The following is a 22,650-nucleotide window of genomic DNA, read 5'->3' on the forward strand; positions in this document are numbered from 1 at the left end:
GGCGCTGTCCCCCACGCCGGCCGCGGTGCCCGGCGGACCGGTCGCTGCCGGCCTGCTGTCGGCGCTGACCGCCGGCTGCTTGCTGCTCGCGCACCGGGCGGTGGGCGGCACTCTGCCGCTCGCCGCGGTACGGCGGCGTTCGCGGACCGCGTCCGGGGTGATAAGCGCGCTGCTCACCCTCGAACTGCGTACGGCCCGCCAGGTCGCGGCCGGGGCGGCGGGGGGCGGGCGGCCCGCCCGCTTCCGGCTGCGGGCGCCACGCCACGCCTTCCTGGCGGTGCCGTGGCGTGACTGCCTGGCGCTGCTCCGGGCACCGATCCGGGTGGTCAAGTCGGCGATGCTGGCGGTGATCGCCGTTCTGGGGGCGGTTCTCGCGGTCAACGCACACCGAGGGGCGGCGCTGGCCGCGATCCTCGTGGCGCTGGGATTCGGGTACGGGGCCGTGGCCCAACTCCTGGAATCCGCACGGCTGGAGACCGATGATACCCGGCGTGGCTCGTGGGCGCCGTATCCGTATCCGGGCCTGATGATGCGGCACGTGTTCGTGCCGGGGGCGGTGGCGCTGGTGGTGTCGTGCGTCGCGGCGGCGGTTGTCCTTCCACTGGGCGGCGTGGAGCGGGCCGCGCTGGCACCCGCAGCGGTGCCCGCACTGGTGGCGGCGGGCCTGGTCAACGCCTGCCGGGGGGCCAGCAAGCAGCACCTGCTGATGTCCCCGGCGGCGCAGTCCCCGACCGGCAGCGCCGGTCCCCTGCTGTTCCTGGCCTGGTACGCGGCTGGCCCGCTCACCGCGATCGTGCTGCTGGCCGTCCCGTTCACGCTGGCGCTGCATGCCGCGACCGCGTCGGCGACCGTGGTGGCGGCGCTCATCAGCGCCGCCACCACGGGCGCGCTGCTGCGCTGGGCCTACATGCGCGCCCGTCAACTCACCCGCTGAACCCGCTGCCCCGGGGGCGACCTGGACGGGCAGACGGCGCGGGACGCACTGCGCGATGTGCTGGGGAGCTATTCGGCGAGGCGGACTCCTGGGAGGAGTTGGAGAGCGAGACAGCCGTCCCAGCCGACCGCGTCCTGCGCGAGACCGACAGCCCCTTCGCCCGCCACGGAAACCGCCCAGCCCGCCCAGCGGACCTCCCCACCGTCGTCGCCCACTTCACCACCCGATGGGCGCTCACCTACGAAGACGCCGCCCAACAACTTCAGGACAACCAGCAGCGGCTCCTGCACAGCAACTGGCGCCCCCGGTGGGCCGTCTCCGGAGTCCGCTGGACAGCATCACGCCGTCCCCAGAGGGCACATCGAAGAGATCGCGGTCGACGGCCAGGAGCACGCCGTGAAGCTCGGCATCTGGATCTCCAACACCAGGAGCCGGCGGGACAAGCTCACCGCGCCGCAACGCACCGCACTCGCCGAACTCGGGGTGGAGTGGGCGTGAGGGCGGCACAGCGGCAGCCGGTTGTTGAACGTCTCCTGTCGGGTTTCCGCCTTCGGCCGCATGGATCGACCCGTTTCGGCTTCCGAGGGATCACCCCTGGTTCATCTCGGCGAGAAAGCGTGCATGCTGCCGCACATTCCACGCGTCTCCAGGAGGACCCCCGTGTGCCAACCAGGAGCCTGTGAGCACCACAGCCCAGTCCCGACCGGGACTCCGGCAGCCGACGAGAGCAGCCCGTCCGGAATGGACCGGCGAGTTTTGCTGAGAGCAGGAGCGGTGCTCGGCGCCACCGGTGCCCTCACCCTCGCCCCGCTGAACTTCGCGGAAGCCGCTGACAAGTCGTCGGGCGCCGCCGTGGCCGCCGGAACTGAGGTGACCCGGGTGATCGCCGGCCATCTGGAAACCGGAGCCGCCGACTTCGTCTACCTGCCGCTCGAAATCCCCAGCGGCGTCAACCAGATCTCCGTCTCGTACACGTACGACAAGCCGACCGTCCCGGCAGGTACGCCCGGCAACTCCTGCGACATCGGCATCTTCGACGAGCGCGGCACCACGCTGGGTGGCAAGGGATTCCGTGGCTGGTCGGGCGGGTTCCGCACATCCTTCGTGATCAACGGCAACGACACCACACCCGGCTATCTGCCCGGCCCGGTCAATCCCGGTACCTGGCACGTCGCCCTCGGCCCGTACCAGATTGCCCCGCAGGGAATGGACTACCAGGTCACGGTGACCCTGCAGTACGGTCCGCCGAGCGCAGCCTTCGTGCCGAACTACCCGCCGGAGCGCGCCAAGGGACGCGGCAGGGCCTGGTACCGGGGCGACTCGCACCTTCACACGGTCTACTCCGACGGCAAGCGCCTGCCGTCGGAGGTCGCCGCTGGGGCCCGCGCCGCCGGCTTGGACTTCATGGTGTCCACCGACCACAACACCTCCTCCTCGCACGGGATCTGGGGCCAGTACGCCGGCCCCGACCTGCTGGTGATCACCGGTGAGGAGATCACCACCCGCAATGGCCACTGGCTGGCCCTGGGCCTGCCGGCGGGGACCTGGATCGACTGGCGGTACCGCTCCCGCGACGACGCGTTCTCCCGTTTCTCCAAGCAGGTACGGCGCGCTGGAGGCCTGGTCGTCCCGGCACACCCCTACTGCCCGTACGTCGCATGCCAGTGGAAGTACGGCTACAACGACGCCGACGCCGTCGAGGTGTGGAACGGACCGTGGACCTACGACGACGAGTCCGCGATCGACACCTGGGACGCCAAGCTCGGGGAGGCGATGCGCAGCCGAAAGCACTGGCTGCCCGCGATGGGCAACAGCGACGCCCACAGGGTGCCCCAGGTCATCGGCCTTCCGCAGACCGTGGTCAACGCCGATGACCTGACCCGGGACGCGATTCTGGCCGGGATCCGGGCGGGCCGGAGCTGGATCGCCGAATCCTCCTCGGTCAGTCTGGCCCTCACCGCCACCGGACACGGCCGCCAGGCCGGGATCGGCGAAACGCTGCGGGTCCCCGCTGACGCGCCGGTCGACGTGCGGCTCGACGTGTCCGGCATACCGAACGGGACCGTGCGCCTCATCACCGACGAGGGCCAGATGCACCAGGAGTCGCTGGACGCCTCCGGTTCCGGCACCGTGGTCTGGCGTACGACGACGTCGCTCGCCTCCTACGTCCGGGCCGAGGTCCGCCACCCGCTGGCCGACGGGACCCCGGGCAAGGGCAACACCATGGGTCCGGCCTTGCAGTGGGGCACCATGGCCGCGCTGACCAACCCGATCGTCCTCCAGAGCACCGACGCATGAACACGTAGGCGCGGCAGAGCCCTTGGTCCACGGACATTTCCCTGGACAAGGGCCCTTCTTCGGCACGCGCGGCTCAGCGTGATCTTCGGTCGGGGCTTGGCCGGGTCTTTCTTACGAGCTTGATGCACGTCGGCCCGATGCCGCTGGACATCCCAGTTGTCACATTTGCCTGGCTCGGGCGAGTCGACCGTCCTGCTGGGCCTGCGTACGCAGCTCCCGCAGGGACATCCGGTGTCCGTCTGCCGCATCAGCAGGTCGGTCAGCTTGTCCAACTGGGCGGGTGCCAACTCCAAGACCCGCCGCGACAAACTCACCGAACCACAACGCACCGCCCTCACAGAACTCGGCATCGAATGGGCGTAACGGCCGACGCGGTTGGTCGTTGAACCAGGCAGACACACCAGTACACGCGGGGACCCCGGGACGTCCTGACAGATTCCCGGGGTCTCGTGCCCGGCACAGACCCGATCTCGGCTCCGTCCCCGTCCCCGTCCTCCGTCGTCCCCTCCAGTCGAACCGGGGGGCACGACTGCGTGGCGCACGGTCTGACGGTCTCGCTGGGAAGGCCGAGGCCGGCGGTCATGGGAAACACCGGGGACGTGGCTATGGATGTCGTGCTGCGCAACCGCTCCGGCTCCTCGTGCGGGCTCGGCGGCTGGGCGGGAATCGCCTTCTTGGAGGAGAACAGCGTCCTGGTCTGCGACCCAGGCGACCGGTCCCCCAAGTGCGGCAAACCGGTGCGGTTTGGCAGGCCGTCGATGCGAGCCAGTCCCAGAGGGTTGTTCCAGGCGTCGGCCCATTGCTGGACCTGTTCCTGGGACTCCCAGGCGTTTGAAGCATCCTGGGGACAGCGGGGTCGAGGGTCCAGCCGTTGAGGTAGCGGATCAGCCTCTCGTTGTAGATCCCCTTGGCCCGGAAGTTCGGGCACGACACGGCGTGGGAAGCCGCGGCCGGGCGGCGCCCGCTTCGATCCCGAAAAGTAATAAGAGAATCCCGTCTTGTTCACCCTGTCTCCTTAGGCTCCCGAGATGCTTGTCTCCTACGTCCTGCCCGTCTACAACGAGCAGGACGGCATCCAGCGCTTTCACGACGAACTCGTCGCGACCCTCGCCGAACGGCCCGAAATCCGCTATGAGCTGGTGTACGTAAACGACGGCTCGGCCGACGGCTCTCTCGCCACCCTGCGCGATCTCGCGAAGAACGACCCGCAGGTCCTCGTCATCGACTTCGCCCGCAACTTCGGCCACCAGATCGCCATCACGGCCGGTCTGGACGAGGCCTCCGGCGACGCCGTCATCATCATGGACACGGATCTGCAGGACCCGCCACGGGTCGGCCTCCAGCTGATCGACGCCTGGCTGCACGACGGCGCCGAGATCGTGCACGCCCGCCGCCGCACCCGGCAGGACACCCTCTTCAAGCGGGCCACCGCGCACGCCTACTACCGACTCCTGCGCAGCTGGACGGATGTCGACATCCCGCTGGACACCGGGGACTTCCGGCTGCTGGACCGCCGGGTCGTTGACGAGCTGCGCCGCTTCCGCGAACGCGGCCGCTTCGTGCGCGGCATCGTCGCCTCGATGGGCTTCCGGCAGACCGAGGTGCTCTTCGACCGCGACGAGCGCTTCGCCGGCGAGACCAAGTACCCGCTGCGCAAGATGGCACGTCTGGCGATCGACGGCGTCACCGGTTTCTCGACCGTGCCGCTGCGGCTGATCACCCGGCTCGGTTTCCTGGTGCTGGCGATGTCCGTGGTGGGCATTGCGTACGCCGTGGCCATGCGGATCTTCCGGCCGGACATCACGGTCTCCGGCTGGACGATGCTGATGGTGGTGATGCTGTTCCTCGGCGGCACCCAGATGCTCTCCCTCGGGGTGCTCGGCAGCTACATAGGGCGTACGTACACCGAAGCTCAGGCGCGGCCCCTCTACATCGTCCGGCAGGTCATCCGCCATGACAATGACTGAAGTACCGCCGGTCGGTGGCCGGAGGAAGGACCTCCGACAGCTGGTCCGCTACGCGCTGGTGGGAGGCAGCGGGGTCGTCATCGACCTCACTACCTTCTTTGTCCTCTACAACTGGCTGGGCCTGCACGAGCAGTACGCCAACGCCATCAGCACCAGCCTGGGCATCACCAACAACTTCATCCTGAACGTCCGCTTCACCTTCGACCGCCGCGACCGGCTGCTGGTCCGCTTCCTGCGCTTCTACGCCGTCGGGCTGACCGGCATCGCCCTGACCTACGCAATGTTCCGGATCTTCTCCGACTGGCTCGGCGTCGACCCGAACCTGGTCAAGGCGGGCTCGCTGCCGGTGGTGCTGGCCGTCCAGTTCCTGCTCAACAGAAAATGGAGCTTCGCATGAATCTCGGCATCATCGGTGCCGGTGCCACCGGCCTGACCGCCGCGTACGACGCGGTCAAGGCGGGCCACCAGGTCACGGTCCTGGAGGCGGCGGACGAACTGGGCGGGCTGGCCGCGTCGCTCCAGGTCGGAGGCGAGGCCGGGGGGGTGCCGCTGGAGCGCTACTACCACCACATCTTCCGCAGCGACCGCGCCATGATCGAGCTGATCGAGGAGCTGGGGCTCGGCGACGACCTGCGCTTCCACCGCCCGACGACCGCGGTGTTCCGGGACGGCGAGCTCCACCCCTTCAGCACCCCGCTGGAGATGCTGCGCTTCCCGTCCTTCTCCCTCCTGGACGGCATACGTTTCGGCGCGTCCTCGGCCGCCCTCAAGGTCATCCGCGGCGGCGAGCGGTTCAACGACCGTACGGCTCTGTCGTGGCTTCGCCGCTGGGCGGGTCGGCGGGCGACCGAGACCGTCTGGGAGCCGCTGCTGCGCGGCAAGTTCGGTGACCGCGCCGACGAGGTGTCGATGGCCTGGCTGTGGGCCCGGGTGCACTGCCGGACCTTCGAACTCGGCTATGTGCACGGCGGCTTCGAGCGGGTCTACGCCGCGCTGCGCGACGCGGTCGCCGAGCGTGGCGGCAAGGTCGAGTTCGGCAAGGCCGTCGAGACGATCCGGCAGCCCGACGCCGACCGGCCGGTCACCGTGACCACCGCCGACGGCGCCCGCCACGACTTCGACCAGCTGATCGTCACCACCCCGCAGCCGGTCTTCGCCAAGGCCGCCGACGTACCGGCCGACGACACCGTCTGGCGCAACCAGTATCTGGGTGCGACCTGCTTCGTCCTCGAACTGGACCGCAGCGTCATCCCGTACTACTGGCTCAACATCAATGACCCGGACTTCCCCTTCCTCGCCGTCGTCGAGCACACCCGGATGGTGGACCGCGAGGAGTACGGCGGCCGCCATATCCTGTACGTCGGCAACTACGTGCCGCGCGACGACTGGCGCTTCGCCACGGATCCGGCGGAGCTGCTGGACCGCTTCATCCCGTATCTGCGGCGGCTCAACCCGGACTTCGACCGCTCCTGGATCCAGGACTGGCACTTCTCCCGCGCCCCCTTCGCGCAGCCGGTCGTGACCCCCGAGTACCGCGCGCTGATCCCCGGCCACCGCACCCACCTGCCCGGGGTCACGCTCGCGACCATGGCGCAGATCTACCCGCAGGACCGGGGCCAGAGCTACTCCGTCGCCCTGGCCCACCGCGTCACCCGGCTCATCGGCGCGAGCTGAGCAGCACTACCTCAGCCGGCAGACCACGGTCTGCTTCGGGTCCGCCTGCGGGCACACGTACAGCTTCCGGAAGCTGGCGATCACCGTTTTGTCGACCCGCTTCAGCGAGAACCAGGACGGCTGCAGTACGGCGTAGGGGGCGGGGTTCTCGGTGATGCACCGGGCGTTCTCCTCGACCGACGTGAGGGTGTCGACGTCGGGCAGATTCGCGGTGCGCTGGAGGAAGGTGGGCACCGGATAGCGGCACTGCGCCGGGTGGCCGATGTAGTACACGAGGTCCCCGAAGGCCAGATACAGCACCGGATCTCCGGCAGGGATCTCCCGGCGCAGCTCCGCCGCCTTGGCGGCCTTCGCCTCGCTCTGCTGCTGGTACTCGGTGTTGGTGGCAAGCACCTTTCCGTCCATCCGCAGGTGCGGGGCGCTCGGCCAGACCGGTGCCGCCAGGCACACCACCCCGGCCAGCGCCACCAGCGCCACCGGGACCCGCCGCCCTGCCCTGCCCTCGCTGCTGAGGCGTACGTCGGCCAGTGCCGCCGCCAGCGCGACAGCGGCCGCCAGCCACGCCACCGCCGTGCTCTGCAGCCACGCCGGCGCGGCGGAGGCGAACGGCGCCAGCACCCCGTACAGCACGGAGACGGCGACGAAGCACAGCGGGGGCCTGCCGGACCAGCCGTACCAGCGGGCCACCGCAAGGCCCCACAGCGCTGCGGCGCACACGGGCAGAGCGGCGCTGTGGTACGCGAACCAGTTGCCCTGCACCGCGACCGCCGCGACGCAGCCGAGGCAGATCAGCAGCGCCGTGACCACCCACTCGATCCGCTTGCGGCGGTCGGCCTGCCGGGCCAGCACGAGCAGCAGCGCGGCCGGCAGCAGCGCCAGCACCGGGCTGAGGAACGCCCGGTCGGCCAGATAGACCACGGTCTTGTCGAGCAGGGAGGCGGGGTCGATCCCCGTACGGCTCAGCGCGCCCGGGTTGATCTTCGGCATGTCACGGGCCCACTGCCACTCGTGCGACCCCGACCACACGCTGAACCCGAACAGCGCCACCGAGGCGACCGTCGTCGCGGCGGCCAGCAGCAGCGCCCGCACCCGGTCGGCGACGAAGATCACGAGTAGCGCCATCAGGGCCGTGGCGGCGGTCGAGTACTTCATCATCACCGCCAGCCCCAGCGGCACCGAGGCCACCGCGGCCGCCACCCACGGCCGGTCGACCCGGAATACCACGGCGACCGCCACCACCGACAGCAGCGCCGCCGTCCACTCGGGCTGCAGATAGTCGACGGCCGGAGCCAGCGCGAGCGACAGCGCGACCATCGCCGCCGTGAGCGTCGCCTCCCTCCGGGGCAGCGGCCGGCGCGACCGCACCAGCGCCGAGCGCAGCCCCAGCCCCGCCACCACGCACAGCACGATCCCCATCAGCCGGATGATCGCCTCCCGCACCCCGGTCGGCCCCGCCGAGACCGCGTCCATGCCCGCGATGAACCAGCGGTAGAAGAACGGCCGGTGGGTGAAGATCTCGGACGGCGAGTAGCCCGCCGCCCCGCCGCTGCGCAGGCACGCCAGGACATACCGGATGTCCCCGTGCAGCCCCGTCGTCAGCACGGAGTATCCGAGCAGAGCGCAGACCACGAGTGAGGTGCCCCAGCCGGCCCAGCCGAGGGAGCGAGCGCGCCGGCCGAACCGGAGTGCGAGAAAGCCCGAGTCGTTCACAGCGGGACCCTAGCAGCGTCGTCATTCTGTACGGTTAACGGAATAACGGAATTTTGCACCGGCGGCCTCCGCGGCGACTGCCGCCTGGACCGGGTCGGCATCACCGTCCTGGACGAGGCCGACCAGATGGCCGACATGGGCTTCATGCCCCAGGTCACCCAACTGCTCGACCAGGTAAGCCCCGGGGGCCGGCGGATGCTGTTCTCGGCCACCCTGGACCGTAGCATCGACCTTTTGGTCCGCCGCTACCTGCACGACCCGGTGGTCCACCCGTCTAGGGTGTGGACGGGGGTTACGTACGTTCGATTTCCTTGTCGCGCGCAGTCGGTGTTGTGTCGCTGGATGGTGGAGCAGGTATGACGATGACCCTGACGGGGTTGTTCAAGGCGAGGCAGAAAACTTCCCCGCGGCCGGAGGCTGGGATAGTTGAGAGTGTGCGCATCTGCGGGGAGTATCTTGCCTCGCTCGGCGAGCAGCCCGGTCGTCGCCGGGTGCGGCTGGCCGGAGCGATCGGCGCTCTGGTAGCGGCCCACACGGTGACGCAGACCGATCCGTTCGACGCCCTGCTGCGGGTCGGGGAGCGCGCCCTGGAAGTGGGCGGGGAGGACGAGACACGGCTGGCCTTGAGCGTCGCCGACACGGCGGCGGCGATCCGAGAGCGGTCCAAGGGCGCCTGGCGGCTGCGCGGGCTCGCCCTGGAGGCGCTCGGCCGGGGCGAAGAGGCGGTCGGGGCCTATGAGCGCCACCTTGACCTGCAGCAGAACGCCGAGGGCAAACAGGAGATCGCCCTGCGGCTCGGCACCTTGCGGGAGACGCTCGGGTGTCTGGAGGAGGCGGCCCGGCTGTTTCCGGAGGCCGGTTTCCTCGGGAAGATCGAGGGGCGGTCCGCGGCGCAGGTGAAGGCAGCCTTCGGCACCCATGTGGAGTCGCGGTTGGCGGAGCGCGGCGCGGCGGACGGCTCGGTACGCCGGCTCGTCGATCTTTATGCGACCTACCGCAGGCTGACGGCCCATGGTCGGATGGCCGATCCGCTGCTCGGCGAAAGCGAGCCGATCGGGGTCAGCGCCTTCCGGAACCTGATCGCGGGCCGTACGGTCTGCCTGGTCGCCAACGCCAAGCAGCTCGACGACAGCACACTGGGCAGCGAGATCGATTCGTACGACCTGGTGATCCGCTTCGACAGCTTCCGGACGACCGCGACGGGCACCGGCGAGCGGACCGATGTGCATGCTGTCACCCTCCGCGGGGAGTCACCGTGGGAAGGACCCGGTTGGCGCCAGTCGGTGCAGACCCGGCTGGTCTTCGGGGAGTCGGTCGGCGACTGGCGGCAGGCGCTGCGCCGACGCCTGGTCGCCGGGGCGCAGAATTACGTCGGCAATCCCTCGCTGCGCCGGCCGGTGTCGGACCCGGCTCTGATGGACGAGAGCGGCTGGGGGAAGAGCACCACCACCGGCTTCAACATGCTCCGGTTGTTGGACTTCCTGGACGTCAGCCCGCGTATCGACCTCATCGGCTTCGGTCTGCCCGACCAGCTTCGCCCGCAGGAGAAGGAGTGGGTCCTGGCCCACGCGAAGGACATTGACGCGACCGGGATGAAGACAAGGACAGCGCTGAAATGACCCGTACCGTGGACGACAACCGCACGGTGACCGGAAAGCGCCGGATAGCCTTCGCCGCTTACGTCGACGAGAGCCGGCTGCCCGGTCTGCTGACGCTGCTGCGCAGCCTGGCCCTGTCCAACCCCTGGGTCTGCGAGGACTTCCTCGTCCTGCATCCCGGTCTGCCCGATGACACCCTCGAAGCGGCCCGCCGGCTGCACCCCCGCATCGTCCCGCGCCGAGTGGAGTCCGGACGCGCGTTCGATATGTTCCGGATTCGCGACTACGACACGGTCATCGCGCTGGACGCCGGCATGGTGGTGCTGGGGGACATCGGGGAACTGCTGCGGATGCGCACCGGTGTGGGCGCGGTCCCGCAGTTGCTGCCCGGCGATCTGCCCAAGGAGCGGCGGATGGTGCTGGACGACGGGCTGCTGGTGATCCAGCGCGAGTGGCTGGAGGACGACGACTTCTCCGCCCGGCTCGACGGCTTCTCCGGTGCTTCCGGAGGCGCCGTGGACACTGCGCTGGAGGGCGTGCTCGTACCCGTCGACGTGCGGTACGACTTCCTCGCGAACCGGCTGTACGACGATGTCCCCGTTCCTGAGAGCGTCGCGATTCTGCGCTTCACCGGGCAGCCGGACCAGCCGGGCTACGGTCCCGCTCAGCAGGCCCGGCGCCGTTTCGAAGTGGCTGACGAGGAGTTCCGCGCCGGGTACTGCGCACTGCCCGGGGGCAAGCACCCCGATCTGCTGCTGCACTTCGCTCTGCCGCTGCTGGAACGCAGTCCCCAGGTGGACCTGGCCCGTGCGGTCGCCGAGGTGTATCGGCAGCAGGGGCGTTATCAGGAGGCCGTCGATGTGCTCTCGGACCTGATGGCGTCCGACGTCGACCGGCCCCGGTGCCATGAGACGCTGGGCCTCTCGCTCATGGCGCTCTCCCGTTACGACGAGGCCGAGACGCACCTGCTGCTCGCCACGGCGTCGCCCGATGTCGCTCCGAGCGCGTTCGGCCAGTTGGCCAGGCTGGCCTGGCTGCGCGGTGCGGACGACACCGCCCACGTGTATGCCCGGCAGGGACTCGACGCCGATCCCACCGACAACGCCTGCCGAACCCTGTACCTGCGGACGGCCGAGGCCCCGGGCGGCTCCAGGTCGGCCGAGGAGGAAGCGAGCCCGGCCGGCGAGCAGTTGGCGCATGTGGCGCTGTTCGCCGACGGACGGGAGAACGCGGGCGACCGGGTGCTGCCCGAGGCCGTGCGGATGTGTCTGGACGCGGACACCGGGCCTCGCCGATGGCATCCGATCCACGCGCACATGCTCTTCGGCGAGGCGCTGCTGGAGCAGGTGAATGCCCGGCGCGGGGTGGTCGTTGGTGGCGGCGGGCTGCTCCTCCCGGACACCGCGCCGAACGGCAACAGCGCCTGGCAGTGGAATGTGCCGGACGAGATGCTGCGCCGGATAACCGTGCCGCTGGCGGTGTTCGCGATCGGCTACAACATCTTTGACGGCCAGTCCATCCACCGGCGGGAGCGCTTCACCGCGAGCCTGCGGACTCTGGTACGGCAGTCGGCGTTCTTCGGACTGCGTAATCACGGTTCCGTGGCACGGGTCCGGGACCTGCTCCCCCCGGACCTGCAGGATCGGGTGGTCTTCCAACCCTGCCCGACGACGGTCGCCCGGCAGCTGGTCCCGGGATGGACCGATCCGCTGGAGCGTGACGACACCGTCCTGGTCAACTGCGCCTACGACCGTGCGGGGCTGCGCTTCGGTCATGACTACGGGCACTTTCTCGCCGAGATGGCCGGCGCCTTGCGGACGCTGCGTGAGCACACCGATGTCCGGTACGCCGCTCATATGCCCTCCGACGAGAAGTTCGTACACGATCTACGCCGGGAACACGGCGTCGCACTCTCCGTGGAGCCGCTGTACGACGCCTCGAACGAGGGGATACGCAACATCTACCGGCGCACGAAACTGGTGATCGGGATGCGCGGACACGCCGGGATGATCCCCTTCGGCTGCGGTACCCCGATCATCAGCCTTGTCTCGCACCCGAAGATGGCGTACTTCCTGTCCGATATCGAACGCCCTGAATGGGGAGTGTCGGTGCACGAGCGTGAATTGGGCGCGCGGCTCACCGAGCGGTCCCTGGCACTGCTTTCCGACCACCCGGCCGCAGTGGCTGATGTCCACGCTCGGCAGGAGGCCTTGTGGCGGGTCACCGAGGCGAACAGCACCGAGTTGCGGAAGATCTTCGGGTAGCCGGGGATCACTTCCGATCCGGGGCTGCCGGGCGGCGAGGGCCCGGCAGCCCCGGTCACTGGGTGCGCACAGACGCCTGAGGGCTGGCGGCGCCCGCGTCAAGCCGGGCCCGTCCGTAGCCGTCGGCGTTCCGGCGGGAGTTGACCAGCCACCACAGCCGCCACGCGGCAAAACGGCCAAGATCATCGGCTTCCGCGACGTTGCTGGTCAGCAGCTCGACGAGCTCGGATTCCGTGCTCCGGCGGAGCGCGATCCCGATCACGCGCCGCAGATCGGAGGACGCCGTATGGCGCTGCCAGGCCCCAGCGTTGTCCCAGTGCCCGGAACGCAAAATCACCCTGCCGTGGCCGAGTTGGCTCCTCCACGCGGCCCGCGTCCGTTGTACGACCCGATCCACGACGGCGCGAGGGTCACCACCGGGACCGCCGATCACCGCGCGTACTGGCCGCACCGATCGCCGGGCAGTGCACACCCGAGCGGAGTGCGCGCGCATGCGGTGCGCACCTGGTGCGCATCTCCGGTGCGGTGGTGCGCGCACCTTCGGCCGGCAGTGCGCAGCCGTTTCGATTCCGGGCGGTCTCGCCCGGGTGCGGCACAGAGCGTACGGCCGTTGGTACGAGAGGTCAGCCGCAGCGTCGCCGGGACTGCGCGAGGGGGAGCCAACCGCGGCGTAGGCCCCCCGCGGTGTCCGTGGGACTGAGGCCGCCGCAGGCGTCGAGGCCCAGCAGGGCCGGGAGCAGGACGACGATTCCCAGGACGAGGGCGACAGAGGCCGGTGTGAGGTGGCTCCACAACACGAGGGCGAGTGCACCATTCCTAACGCCGATTGCCCGGCGCTACGGTTGCGTCGAGTGGGGCTGGGTGGTCGGGATCCGATGGGTGAAGAACATCGCGAGGAGGGCGGTGAGAGCGAGGATGGCGAGTGCGGCGCGCAGACCGTCAAGCCTGGCTGCCTCGTTCGCGTCGAGCGCGGCCTGGGTGACTTCCTTGCTCGTGCCCGCTTCGTCGAGGGCGTCCTTGAGTTGGGTGTCCGACAGGAAGGGCACGCCGCTTTGGAGTTCGATGGTCGCCTGGCTCTTGACGTCGGCCGGGATCGCCTCGTTCTGCTCGACGCTGGTAAGGAACGAAGCCGTCAGCGCGGCGATCAGGATCGACCCGGCGAGAGCCGTACCGATCGAGGCGCCGAGGTTGGTGACGGCGTTCTGGATGCCCCCGACCTCCGCGCTCTGCTTGTCCGGTACTGCCGACACGGTGACCGATCCCAGCTGAGACGCCAGCGCGCCCATGCCGAGCCCGATCAGCAGTAGGGGAACGGTGACGATTTCCGCACCGGCGTCTGCGTCGAGCGCGGCCATGAGGATCACCGCACCAGCGAGCAACGCAAGGATCCCGAGCCGCACCACGCGCCGCGGCGAGACGTTCGGGAAGAGACGCGGGATCAGGATCGCGGCGGCCAGCAGCGTCAGGGAGAGCGGCAGGATGCGGGCGCCGGTCGCGAGCGCGGACAGGCCGAGCGCGACCGACAGGTAAAGCGGTACGACGAAGAACACGCCCATCTGCACGAGGTACTGGAAGAAGAACATCGTCAGGCCGCCGGTGAGCTGCTTGTTCTGCAGCAGTGCGGGGTCCACGAGGGGCTCCTTGCGCTGCTCCACCAGGCGCGCCTCCCAGCGCAGGAAAAACCAGATCAGAAGCAGACCCACCAGCATCAGCCACACGACCAGCGAGATCCCGAGCCAGGAGGGTGCGTCGGGCTTCGGCTGGAACCAGCCCCATTCGTCCGAGCGGAGTACACCGTAGACGAAGATCCCGAGCCCGAGGGCGGAGAGCACGGCGCCGACGAGATCGAGGCGGTGGCGTTCGTCGCGTGGCGCGTCGGCGATGCGGCGGGCGAGCACCAGGATGCCGAACACGATCAGGACCTCACCGGCGAAGACCCAGCGCCAGGAGAAGTACGTCGTTGCGACACCCCCGATGAGCGGCCCGACCGCGATCGCCACGGCTCCTGCGGCCGCGACGAGTCCGTAGGCGGCGGGGCGGCGTTCCACGGCGAAGTTGCCGGCGACGAGCGCCACGATCGCGGGCAGGATGAGCGCCGCCCCGACGCCTTCGAGGAACGACCAGCCGAAAAGGAGCACAGGCAGGTTCGGGGCGAGCGCCGTCGTCAGGGATCCGCAGCCGTAGATGCCACAGCCGATCATGAACGCACGCTTACGGCCGATAATCGCGCCGACCTTGCCGCCGGGGATCATGAACATCGCCATCACGAGCGTGTAGGCGGTGATCGCGCCCTGAATCCCGGTCACTGTTGTTCCGACGTCGTCGGCCACCCTCGCGATCGATACGTTCATGACAGAGCTGTCGAGCGCCATCAGGAACTGCCCGGCCGCGAGTGTCAGCAGGACGAGTCCCGCCTTGGTCGAACTCTCCGCGCCCGCCCTGGATGCCATGGGCGGATCCTCCCAGCCGCCCCGGCGGACGGATTCTCGACCCGCCTCGGAGATCAACCGGTTGGCGGACATTTCCGCGCCGACTGCACTGAACCCGATGGAGACGGCCCCGACGTCACGATCACGCCCAACTTCGTCACTCGAGCGCAGCACGCCGTCGACAGCAAGGCGCTCGTATTCCGCGAACAGTTCGGGAAAATTGGCCCAGCTGTGGGTCATCAACCCGAGCGAGAGCACTGGCGGCGCGGCGTCGAGGCCGCCGCCGTGTACGCCCGCCAGGTCGGCGACCTCAAGGTGCCCTTCGGGTTCAAGGTCCCGGCCGACACCGACGGGTGGCCGGCCCCGCTCGCCGACTTCCCCCTCGGACAGTGGACCGCCGACGCCCGCCGCGCCTACAGCAAAGACCGACTCGGTCTGCCGCCCTGTGACGGTGCGGGTGCCACTTCGTGTCAGTGGACCGGGTCACGGCCACTCCACGATCACCACCGTGAGCAGCACAAACCCTCAGACCGTCTCTCCAAGCTGAAGCGCCGTCACTGACAGCACCTGGCTGATATGGAACCGGCAGATCGCACCCGGCGCGCGCCGCTGCTACTTGTTGCCGTACACCGGGCCGACCTGCAGATTCTGCACGGTGGAGCCGACGCATTCCTGCTTGTTCCACGGAATGTTCGCCGACTCCGTCTGGTTCGGCGGGAAGACCCGCAGGGTCGGCACCGTCGTGAGGTCGCACTGCGCGGCCGAGTACCCGCCCTGGCCGTTGACGGTCTGCACGTCGGCATAGGCGTGGGCATCCGGTATCAGCGTCACGATCGATGTCGCACCGGACGTACGGCTGGCCGCCTTGCCCAGCTGGATATTGTGGATCTTGACGAAGGACACGCCAGGGAAGCCCGTCAGGGTGCAAGGTGCCGCACCCGTGTTCTGGAAAACGAGCTGGAAGCTGGTATGGCCCGCACCACTGCTGAAATTCGCCGCGGAGATCTTCAGCCGGCTGGTCGCACACGCCGGGACCGACGACCCGGACGCCACGCTCGACGTCCCGCCGGAGCCGGACACCCCGGTGGAAGAGACGGAGGACCCGGGCTGAGCGGCCACCGCGTTGGTCGAGTCACTCCCCCTCGTCGCGGTGGCCGTCCGGTCACCGACCACGGGAGCGGCGGTCCCGCCGACGCTCTGAGGAGCCGCGGTGTTCTGCCCCCCGCAGCTGGTCAGCACGACCGCGGCCGCGACCAGCACCGCGCCCCCCGCAGCAGCCCGCCCGATACTGCCCGTCCGGCCGGCCGTCTTGTCCGCGCGGTTCATCATCTCCACCATCGCCCTCTCGGTTCACTATCCTCGTGGCCCGTACGACAACGCCTTACAACACTTCCGATGACCCGCCGGGCAGAAAAGTTCACGGGACTTTCGCGGCCGGTCCCAGGGATCCGCGGACAAGATCCCCGACCCGTGTCCGCACGCGCACCCGCGCACGCGTAGAGCGCTGCCGCCCGTTGTGCCGGGGTGGTTCTGGGTGGTGATCCCGTGTTGAGGCCGCCGAATTCCCTGCCGGGCGGAGGCCGGTCCATGGGGCGATTCAGGGCGCGCGGGGGCGTTTTACGGAGGCCGCCTGGCAACCGTCGGTAGGCAGGCGGTGTCCTCACCCGTATGGCATCAACCCCAGCGTCTGTCGTTCCGGACTGGCCGTACTGCGGCGACGGCGTCACCGGCGGGGACCGCGCCGGCTGCACCGGACGCTCTGTCGACCCGCATCCCTCTTGCCTGGCCCACCTCTCCGGCCTCGACCGCGACACCCACCTCGCGAGCCTGAACGCCGGCGACGACATCGACTACCGGGGCACCAGCTTCACCGACCAACTGCTCGACCAACTACTCAACGCCCTCAACGACCCCACCACAAACCACCCACGTCTCGGCGAAGCCCGCTTCGAGTCGGCCACCTTCACCGGCAACGCCCGGTTCCACTTGGCCACCTTCACCGGCAACGCCCGGTTCGAGTCGGCCACCTTCGCCCGCGAAGCCCACTTTGACTCGGTCACTTTCACCGGCACTGCCGGGTTCAAGTCAGTCACCTTCACCGGCACCGCCCGGTTCTACTCGGCCACCTTCACCGGCGAAGCCTGGTTCCTCTTGGCCACCTTCACCGATGCCGCCGTTTTCATCTCGGCCACCTTCACCAACGCCGGATTCCGGGCGGCCACCTTCACCGATACCGCCGATTTTCACGCGGCCACCTTCACCGGCGACGCCCGGTTCGGGTCGGCCACCTTCACCGGCACGGCCCAGTTCCGGTCGGCCACCTTCACCGGCAACGCCGATTTCGGATCGGCCACCTTCACCGGCACCGCCCGGTTCCCGTCGGCCACCTTCACCGGCAACGCCGATTTCGGGTCGGCCAGCTTCACCGATGATGCCCATTTCGGGTCGGCCACCTTCACCGGCACCGCCGATTTCGACGCGGCCACCTTCACCGAAAACGTCGATTTCGGTGCGGCTGTGTTCGAGCGGGCGGGCGAGTTGGGGCCGCTGGTCTGCGGCAAGACGGTGTTCCTGTCGGCGGCGAGGTTCAGCGGGCCGGTGACGCTGTCGATCGCGGCCCGGCGCCTGGAATGTCACCGGACGCGCTGGGCATCAAACGCCACGCTGCGACCGCGCCATGCCGACCTCGACTTCGCGCACGCCGTCTTCGAGTACCCCCTGAGCATCGCCGCCGAGCAAGCCCCCTTTCGCCACTCCCGCGGAACCCGCGGCTCCGTCGTCCCGGAGGATTGCCTCGCCGACACAGCCGGCGCCGGGGTGCGAATCATTTCCCTGCGCGGGGTGGACGCCGCTCACCTGGTGCTCGCCGACATCGACCTGACGTGGTGCCTGTTCACCGGGACCGTCCACCTCGACCAGATCCGCCTGGAAGGCAACTGCGCCTTCGCCACCGTCCCGGCCCGCACGCAATGGCGGCGGCTCCGCCCTCAGCGGTTCACCCAGCGCCGAACCCTCGCCGAGGAACACCACTGGCGCTCCCGCCAGCCCCCCGCCGTTCCGGGCTGGCACCAGGCCATCCCCGACACCGGGCATACCGAATATGTGGGGCCCTCGCAGCTCGCCCCGGTATACCGGGCGCTGCGCAAGGCATTCGAGGACAGCAAGAACGAGCCGGACGCGGCGGACTTCTACTACGGCGAGATGGAGATGCGCCGCCACGATCACGACCGGCCGCGTGCCGAGCGGGCTCTCCCGACTTTCGTCGGTAGCCCGCTCCGGACGGGATGATGGAAACCGTCATCTGCTCCCCGCACCCGCGGGGATGGTCCCCAGATGGTCAGCCAGTACGCGGGCCTGTTCCTCTGCTCCCCGCACCCGCAACGTGCCCGCCCCCGCCGGGGCGCCAACTGGTCGCCGGCCAGGAGCTGCCGGGGCGGCTGGAGGCGTGGCGGCGGCGGTACCCGGTCTTCCCACGGCTGCTGTTCGTGCTGGACGGCACCGGCCCGGACGGCGTCAGCGCCCTGCACGCGCTCACCGGCGACTGGGCGGCGGCCGTCTTCCTGCGCGACGTCCCGGTCACGGTCGCCACCCTGCTGGCCTGCGTGCGCACGGGCCGTCCGCGCGCGTGTGGGCCATGGTGTACGACCCGGGCCAGCGGGCCAGCTGGACGGAGTTGGTCGGCCGGAGACGCGTCTACTGCTGCTGACAGGGCGGTAGGGCAGAGGCGCAGTCGAGGGGCTGACGCGTTGTTACACGCGAGCGGCGCCGGTCGGATGGTGGCGCGGGGTGGCGTGTGGGGTGGGTGAGGGTGGCGGGGGTGGGGAAAGTGTGGGCGCCGCCAGGGTGGGTGCACAGGCCACGTGATAACTCGTCGGGTGTGGCCGGACGCGTGGGACCCACAAGAGACTGTTTCCGTCATGTCCTGCTTTGGTAACGCAAAGTGTGTCTTTCGGGATGTGATGGCGTGCGGCGGTGAAAGTGATGTCCCTCGGCACAACGCCGGGACTTACGCACCATCGGCACGGCCGCTTCCGTGCCCGTACGAAGGGGGATCCGCATGTCCCGTTTCATCACCCGTCTGGCCGCCACCGCCCTGGCCTCCGGCGCGCTCGTCGCGGCTGCCGCCCTGCCGGCCACAGCCGCCGGCCACGACGATCACCACCGCCACCAGCAGCGTTCCTCCGTCGTGCTCGGCGCCATCCAGCACGACAGCCCCGGCAGGGACAACCGCTCCAACCGCAGCCTGAACGCCGAGTGGGTCACCGTCACCAACACCGGCCGGCACGCGGTCAACCTCAGCGGCTGGACCCTGACCGACGCCGACCACCACACCTACCGCTTCCACCACGTGCGCCTGGCCGGCCGGGAGTCGGTGCGCGTCCACACCGGAACCGGCCGCGACACCCACCACGACCTCTACCAGGACCGTCGCGCCTACATCTGGAACAAGGACACCGCCACCGCCACCCTGCGCGACGACCGCGGACACACCATCGACGTCACCTCCCGGGGACACCAGGGCAGCGGCCACCGACACTAACCTCGACAGCCCCGCCCGGCAGCCGCGTCGACATGGAGCAGTTCCTGCATCGGCTCACCCGGCTGGAGGTCGGCATCCTCGATGTCCTCCCCCGAGCCGAGCCCGGGTTCGTACGGAAAATCCTGGAGAAGTACGGCGTCCCGTACGAGAGCGTCTCGGAGGACTTCGCCGAAGCGGTCGGTATGCAACGCCCGCGACGGTCGTCGTAGTGCACAGACAGACCCCGGGCCGCAAGCGGTCCCGGGGTCTCGTGCTGTCAGTGGCCGTCGGGGAGTTCCGCAGGTCAGGTGTGAAACGCGCGGCTGCGTTTCACCGGCCGTGTTTCAGCGCCGGAGGCCGGCGTTGCAGTCGGCGGCAGAAGGCCGGTGCGGGTGCCCGGAAGGCGGGCCTTGGCGTGGTGTGGGACGCGGCGGATACGGCATTGTCCCAGTTCACCTCAAGAAGGCGCCGGCCAGGACGGGGGAACCTGGCCGTCGCCGGAATTGGGGGTGCGGGTTGCCGGTGATGGCGGTCGCCTTCGTGGCGAGAGGCACCGTGGGGCTTCAGCCGAATGATCTTCCCCACGTCCGAACGAGCCAAACCCAGACTGAGAACCGACGGGCCAGCCCAGCGAAGCTCTGATCGTCTGTGAGGCGATCAGGCTCATGACCAGGCAGCTCATCCTCCTGTCGGCCCGTCGGGCCGGTCACGCGCCAGCGGCATGACGACAGATAAGGATCATGTGCTTGGCGGAAGAACGCCCCGGACGCCAATTCGCGTACCCGCAGTCGAAGAGGTAGGCCGCCACCGAACGGCCGAAGCGGCAGATGAAAGTTACCCACACCCCGGCGGCGGTCTCCGCTGCGTTCGACGACCGGAATCTGATCGCGTATGCGGGGCTGATCCCGGTGATGCGGCTGGCCGAGCGGTGCGGCCTTTCGCGCTTGCCGGGAAGGTGAAGCTGCCCGGGGCGGGCAACGGCGCGGGTGCGTCGGCGGACGCCAAGGTCACCAGCATCGTGGGCGGGATGGCCGCGGGCGCGGACAGCATCGATGACCTGAACGTCCTGCGCCAAGGTGCGATGCCGACGATGTTCGCAGGCGTCCGTGCCCCGTCCACGCTCGGTACATTCCTGCGCGCGTTCACCGACGGTCACGCCCTCCAACTCCATGCTGTGCACCGCAGGTTCCTCGGCGAACTGGCCGCACACACGCCGCTGCTACCGGGCGCCGGTGTGATGGCGTTCATCGACGTCGAATCCACTCATAAACGGGTCTACGGGCGGGCCAAGCAGGGCGCCGAGCACGGCCGGTTCAAGGGCATCCGCACCCTGCACCCGCTGCTCGCCACGATCTGCACCCCCCAGTCCCGGCCGGTGATCGCCGCAGTCCGGATGCGACGCGGCAAGGCAGCCGACGCCCGCGCGCTGTGCGGCAGCGCCCGCGACCCCTGGGACGAGGCCGGCAGTTCGCCACTGCAAGATCGTTCACGCAACTGCGGTCAGAGCCGAATTCACCGTCGGCCGCCAACCGGCATCCGACACAAAGACGTTCACGCAACCGTGGGTGGCGCGCACCGAGGTGCGGCGATGAAATCCGCGCAGGTCAGGCAGAGATCACACTCGCAGGGACCTTCCTGCGGCACCTTCACCAAGAAAGGGAATGCCGCTGCCCGACCGCCGCACTGGAAGCGGTCACCAACCGACTGGGACGCCAACCGCCCAGGCGCCCGCACCGGCGGCGGCCGCCCGAGCACCCCGCCACCGACAAGCCGCTGGCCCGCGCCCAGGCCCGCAAAGACCGCGTGACCCAGATCCTGGCCGCCGACAACGGCCAAGTGACCGCCGCCCAGATCGCCGCCGACCTGGACATCACCGAACGCCAGGCCTACCGGCTTCTTAACGAGGTACGCGCGGCCGCCTAGAGCGACAAGTGACCCCGATGGGACCACAACAGCGGCGATGATGCGCGGCCTGGGCAGCGATCAACTGCCCGAGTGGACGGAGCGGGGTCGAACAAGACACCCTGCCCGTGCTGCACTCCCTGGGCGCTGGACAGATGACACCCCGGACGCCACCTGGCGTGATACCCGCCCTGTCTGACGGAACACCAGGTGATACCCGGCATGGCAGGGCGGCGATACCGACCCCGGCCGGAAGCCGATCCCCCCTTCCCCGACATCGCCGCCCCAGGCACCGTGCTCCTCAGGGTCAGGCGGCCGAGGCCCGCCGGTGCCGGGCAGAGGGCCACGTGGGGACAGCGGACCACAGGACGCGGGAGAGTATGCCGGGAGAGAAAAGCCTCGTCGGCGGTGCCATCAGGTTGGCGACCGCCAGGAACACGCCTCCTGCCGCCGGATACGACACAGCGGCCTGGTGGACCCTGGCCACATAGCCGTTGAGGAAACCGACTTTCGCACTGCGCGGCCCCTCCACCTCGGGGTAACGCAGATCCGCACCGACCGCGATGTCCCACGGCACATCGATCAGCTTCGCCGCCCCGGCGAAGAAACGCTGAGCCAGATCCTGCGAGCTGCCCTTGAGGAGGCAGTCCCGCAGCACGACGGCCTCAGCGGCCGCAACGGTCATGCCCTGACCGTAAGCCGGATTGAAGCTGCAGATGGCGTCCCCGAAGGCCAGAAAGCCCTCCGGCAGCGAAGACAGGCGCTCATACCGGCGGCGGACACTGACCGGCAGGCGCATCCGCAGTGAAACCGGGAAAAAGCTCCTCCAGCACCTGCCGGCCCCGGGCCAGCAGCGCGTGGGTGTGAGCACCGTGCGGGGCACCCCTGCGATTGACGGCATCGGTCGGAAGCACATCACGATCAAAGATCGTGACCCTCTCGTACGACTCGCTCAGCACCCGAGCTGCGAGTATGCCGCTGATACTGCCGCCGAGAACGATCGCACGCCCGAGCTTTCCTGCCATGATCAAATCCTCTTTCCCCCTGGTGCGGTCTGCCGGCCGTCAGCACACCGGAAACGGCCAACCAGACAGCGCGGCCTTCCGACTCCGGCCAGACCGCGCCCTCACGAGCCCAGACAACAGTCACGTCTACCTCTTGCAAAACACTTGCAGGCACCGGCACTCGGCTGACCTGCCCCATTTCCCTGTCGAGCAGAACCGCTTCAACGGTCAACCGAGACATCGCAGGCACCGGCGCAACGTCGCTCGGCTAGTCCAAGATCGTCTATGATCTCGATCTTGTGCCGAAGGATCACATAGCTGGTGAGACGTACCCGGAGCGGATCCGGATGG

Annotated in this window: 20 protein-coding genes and 3 pseudogenes; 17 read left to right on the forward strand and 6 right to left on the reverse strand. The window is 69.3% G+C overall.

Translation table 11 applies throughout. From position 1 onward, the window contains the following. From EFK10_RS47355 to EFK10_RS13340, 8 genes and pseudogenes are all read left to right on the forward strand, one after another. A pseudogene (locus EFK10_RS47355) lies at positions 1-934 on the forward strand (hypothetical protein); the annotation flags it as partial. A gap of 98 nt (positions 935-1,032) precedes the next feature. Then, positions 1,033-1,209: pseudogene (locus EFK10_RS50060) on the forward strand (TatD family hydrolase); the annotation flags it as partial. Positions 1,210-1,330: 121 nt separating this feature from the next. Continuing rightward, the gene (locus EFK10_RS47360; RefSeq protein WP_164835971.1) at positions 1,331-1,432 is read left to right on the forward strand and encodes a helicase; all 102 of its coding nucleotides are present in this window, start codon (positions 1,331-1,333) and stop codon (positions 1,430-1,432) included. Between the two features lie 243 nt (positions 1,433-1,675). Then, on the forward strand, positions 1,676-3,232 hold the full coding sequence (locus tag EFK10_RS13320; RefSeq protein WP_127355922.1) for a CehA/McbA family metallohydrolase: 1,557 nt from the start codon (positions 1,676-1,678) through the stop codon (positions 3,230-3,232). Positions 3,233-3,388: 156 nt separating this feature from the next. Further along, entirely contained in the window at positions 3,389-3,595 is a 207-nt protein-coding gene (locus tag EFK10_RS50065) for a hypothetical protein (RefSeq protein ID WP_240677193.1), read from the forward strand. A 665-nt stretch (positions 3,596-4,260) separates the two neighbouring features. Continuing rightward, positions 4,261-5,199, forward strand: coding sequence for a glycosyltransferase family 2 protein (locus EFK10_RS13330; protein ID WP_127355923.1), 939 nt, complete (start codon positions 4,261-4,263; stop codon positions 5,197-5,199). Beyond that, positions 5,186-5,596 (forward strand): GtrA family protein, encoded by a 411-nt coding sequence (locus EFK10_RS13335; RefSeq protein ID WP_127355924.1) that lies wholly within the window; start codon positions 5,186-5,188, stop codon positions 5,594-5,596. The genes EFK10_RS13330 and EFK10_RS13335 overlap by 14 nt, the downstream gene beginning before the upstream one ends. Further along, positions 5,593-6,873: an NAD(P)/FAD-dependent oxidoreductase gene (locus EFK10_RS13340; RefSeq protein ID WP_127355925.1), complete on the forward strand. Its 1,281-nt coding sequence runs from the start codon at positions 5,593-5,595 to the stop codon at positions 6,871-6,873. Before EFK10_RS13335 ends, EFK10_RS13340 begins: the two co-directional genes overlap by 4 nt. Before the next feature lie 6 nt (positions 6,874-6,879). On the opposite strand, the gene EFK10_RS13345 is transcribed toward EFK10_RS13340, so the two are convergent. Then, positions 6,880-8,583, reverse strand: coding sequence for a hypothetical protein (locus tag EFK10_RS13345; protein WP_127355926.1), 1,704 nt, complete (start codon positions 8,581-8,583; stop codon positions 6,880-6,882). A gap of 69 nt (positions 8,584-8,652) precedes the next feature. On the opposite strand from EFK10_RS13345, the pseudogene EFK10_RS13350 reads away from it, so the two are divergent. The 3 genes and pseudogenes from EFK10_RS13350 to EFK10_RS13360 form a co-directional block, all read left to right on the forward strand. Next, a pseudogene (locus EFK10_RS13350) lies at positions 8,653-8,853 on the forward strand (DEAD/DEAH box helicase); the annotation flags it as partial. A 164-nt stretch (positions 8,854-9,017) separates the two neighbouring features. Continuing rightward, positions 9,018-10,202, forward strand: a complete 1,185-nt coding sequence (locus EFK10_RS13355; protein ID WP_240677194.1) for a glycosyltransferase family 29 protein — start codon at positions 9,018-9,020, stop codon at positions 10,200-10,202. Beyond that, positions 10,199-12,445 carry a CDC27 family protein gene (locus EFK10_RS13360; RefSeq protein ID WP_127355928.1) on the forward strand — a complete coding sequence of 749 codons (2,247 nt, stop codon included), beginning with the start codon at positions 10,199-10,201 and terminating at the stop codon, positions 12,443-12,445. The genes EFK10_RS13355 and EFK10_RS13360 overlap by 4 nt, the downstream gene beginning before the upstream one ends. A 55-nt stretch (positions 12,446-12,500) precedes the next feature. Here the strand turns inward: EFK10_RS13360 and EFK10_RS13365 are convergent, their stop codons facing one another. Then, positions 12,501-12,776: a hypothetical protein gene (locus tag EFK10_RS13365; RefSeq protein WP_206305436.1), complete on the reverse strand. Its 276-nt coding sequence runs from the start codon at positions 12,774-12,776 to the stop codon at positions 12,501-12,503. A gap of 505 nt (positions 12,777-13,281) precedes the next feature. Continuing rightward, the gene (locus tag EFK10_RS13375) at positions 13,282-14,895 is read right to left on the reverse strand and encodes an MFS transporter (protein WP_127355930.1); all 1,614 of its coding nucleotides are present in this window, start codon (positions 14,893-14,895) and stop codon (positions 13,282-13,284) included. 210 nt (positions 14,896-15,105) lie between these two features. Between EFK10_RS13375 and EFK10_RS52610 the strand changes: the two genes are divergently transcribed. Continuing rightward, the gene (locus EFK10_RS52610; protein ID WP_322973329.1) at positions 15,106-15,435 is read left to right on the forward strand and encodes a helicase associated domain-containing protein; all 330 of its coding nucleotides are present in this window, start codon (positions 15,106-15,108) and stop codon (positions 15,433-15,435) included. A gap of 51 nt (positions 15,436-15,486) precedes the next feature. Here the strand turns inward: EFK10_RS52610 and EFK10_RS50075 are convergent, their stop codons facing one another. Next, the gene (locus tag EFK10_RS50075; protein ID WP_240677197.1) at positions 15,487-15,885 is read right to left on the reverse strand and encodes a DUF4232 domain-containing protein; all 399 of its coding nucleotides are present in this window, start codon (positions 15,883-15,885) and stop codon (positions 15,487-15,489) included. Here EFK10_RS50075 and EFK10_RS50080 point away from each other — a divergent pair. The 5 genes from EFK10_RS50080 (at position 15,815) to EFK10_RS13400 (ending at position 21,200) form a co-directional block, all read left to right on the forward strand. Further along, complete coding sequence (locus EFK10_RS50080; RefSeq protein ID WP_240677198.1) at positions 15,815-15,985, forward strand: hypothetical protein; 171 nt, start codon at positions 15,815-15,817, stop codon at positions 15,983-15,985. The genes EFK10_RS50075 and EFK10_RS50080 overlap by 71 nt on opposite strands. Before the next feature lie 557 nt (positions 15,986-16,542). Beyond that, positions 16,543-18,162 (forward strand): pentapeptide repeat-containing protein, encoded by a 1,620-nt coding sequence (locus tag EFK10_RS52025; RefSeq protein WP_127355932.1) that lies wholly within the window; start codon positions 16,543-16,545, stop codon positions 18,160-18,162. A 769-nt stretch (positions 18,163-18,931) separates the two neighbouring features. Then, entirely contained in the window at positions 18,932-19,414 is a 483-nt protein-coding gene (locus EFK10_RS13395) for a lamin tail domain-containing protein (protein WP_127355933.1), read from the forward strand. Between the two features lie 32 nt (positions 19,415-19,446). Next, entirely contained in the window at positions 19,447-19,623 is a 177-nt protein-coding gene (locus EFK10_RS47365; RefSeq protein WP_164835972.1) for a hypothetical protein, read from the forward strand. Between the two features lie 725 nt (positions 19,624-20,348). Beyond that, entirely contained in the window at positions 20,349-21,200 is an 852-nt protein-coding gene (locus EFK10_RS13400) for a hypothetical protein (RefSeq protein WP_127355934.1), read from the forward strand. A gap of 402 nt (positions 21,201-21,602) precedes the next feature. On the opposite strand, the gene EFK10_RS13405 is transcribed toward EFK10_RS13400, so the two are convergent. Together EFK10_RS13405 and EFK10_RS50100 are read right to left on the reverse strand one after the other, a co-directional pair. Beyond that, a complete protein-coding gene (locus EFK10_RS13405; protein ID WP_240677195.1) occupies positions 21,603-22,094 on the reverse strand; it encodes a hypothetical protein in 492 nt (163 codons plus the stop codon). Then, the gene (locus EFK10_RS50100) at positions 22,060-22,320 is read right to left on the reverse strand and encodes an NAD(P)/FAD-dependent oxidoreductase (protein WP_240677196.1); all 261 of its coding nucleotides are present in this window, start codon (positions 22,318-22,320) and stop codon (positions 22,060-22,062) included. Before EFK10_RS50100 ends, EFK10_RS13405 begins: the two co-directional genes overlap by 35 nt. Positions 22,321-22,650: the final 330 nt, after the last annotated feature.

The sequence above is a fragment of the Streptomyces soli genome (assembly GCF_003999195.1).
Taxonomy (GTDB): Bacteria; Actinomycetota; Actinomycetes; order Streptomycetales; family Streptomycetaceae; genus Actinacidiphila; species Actinacidiphila soli.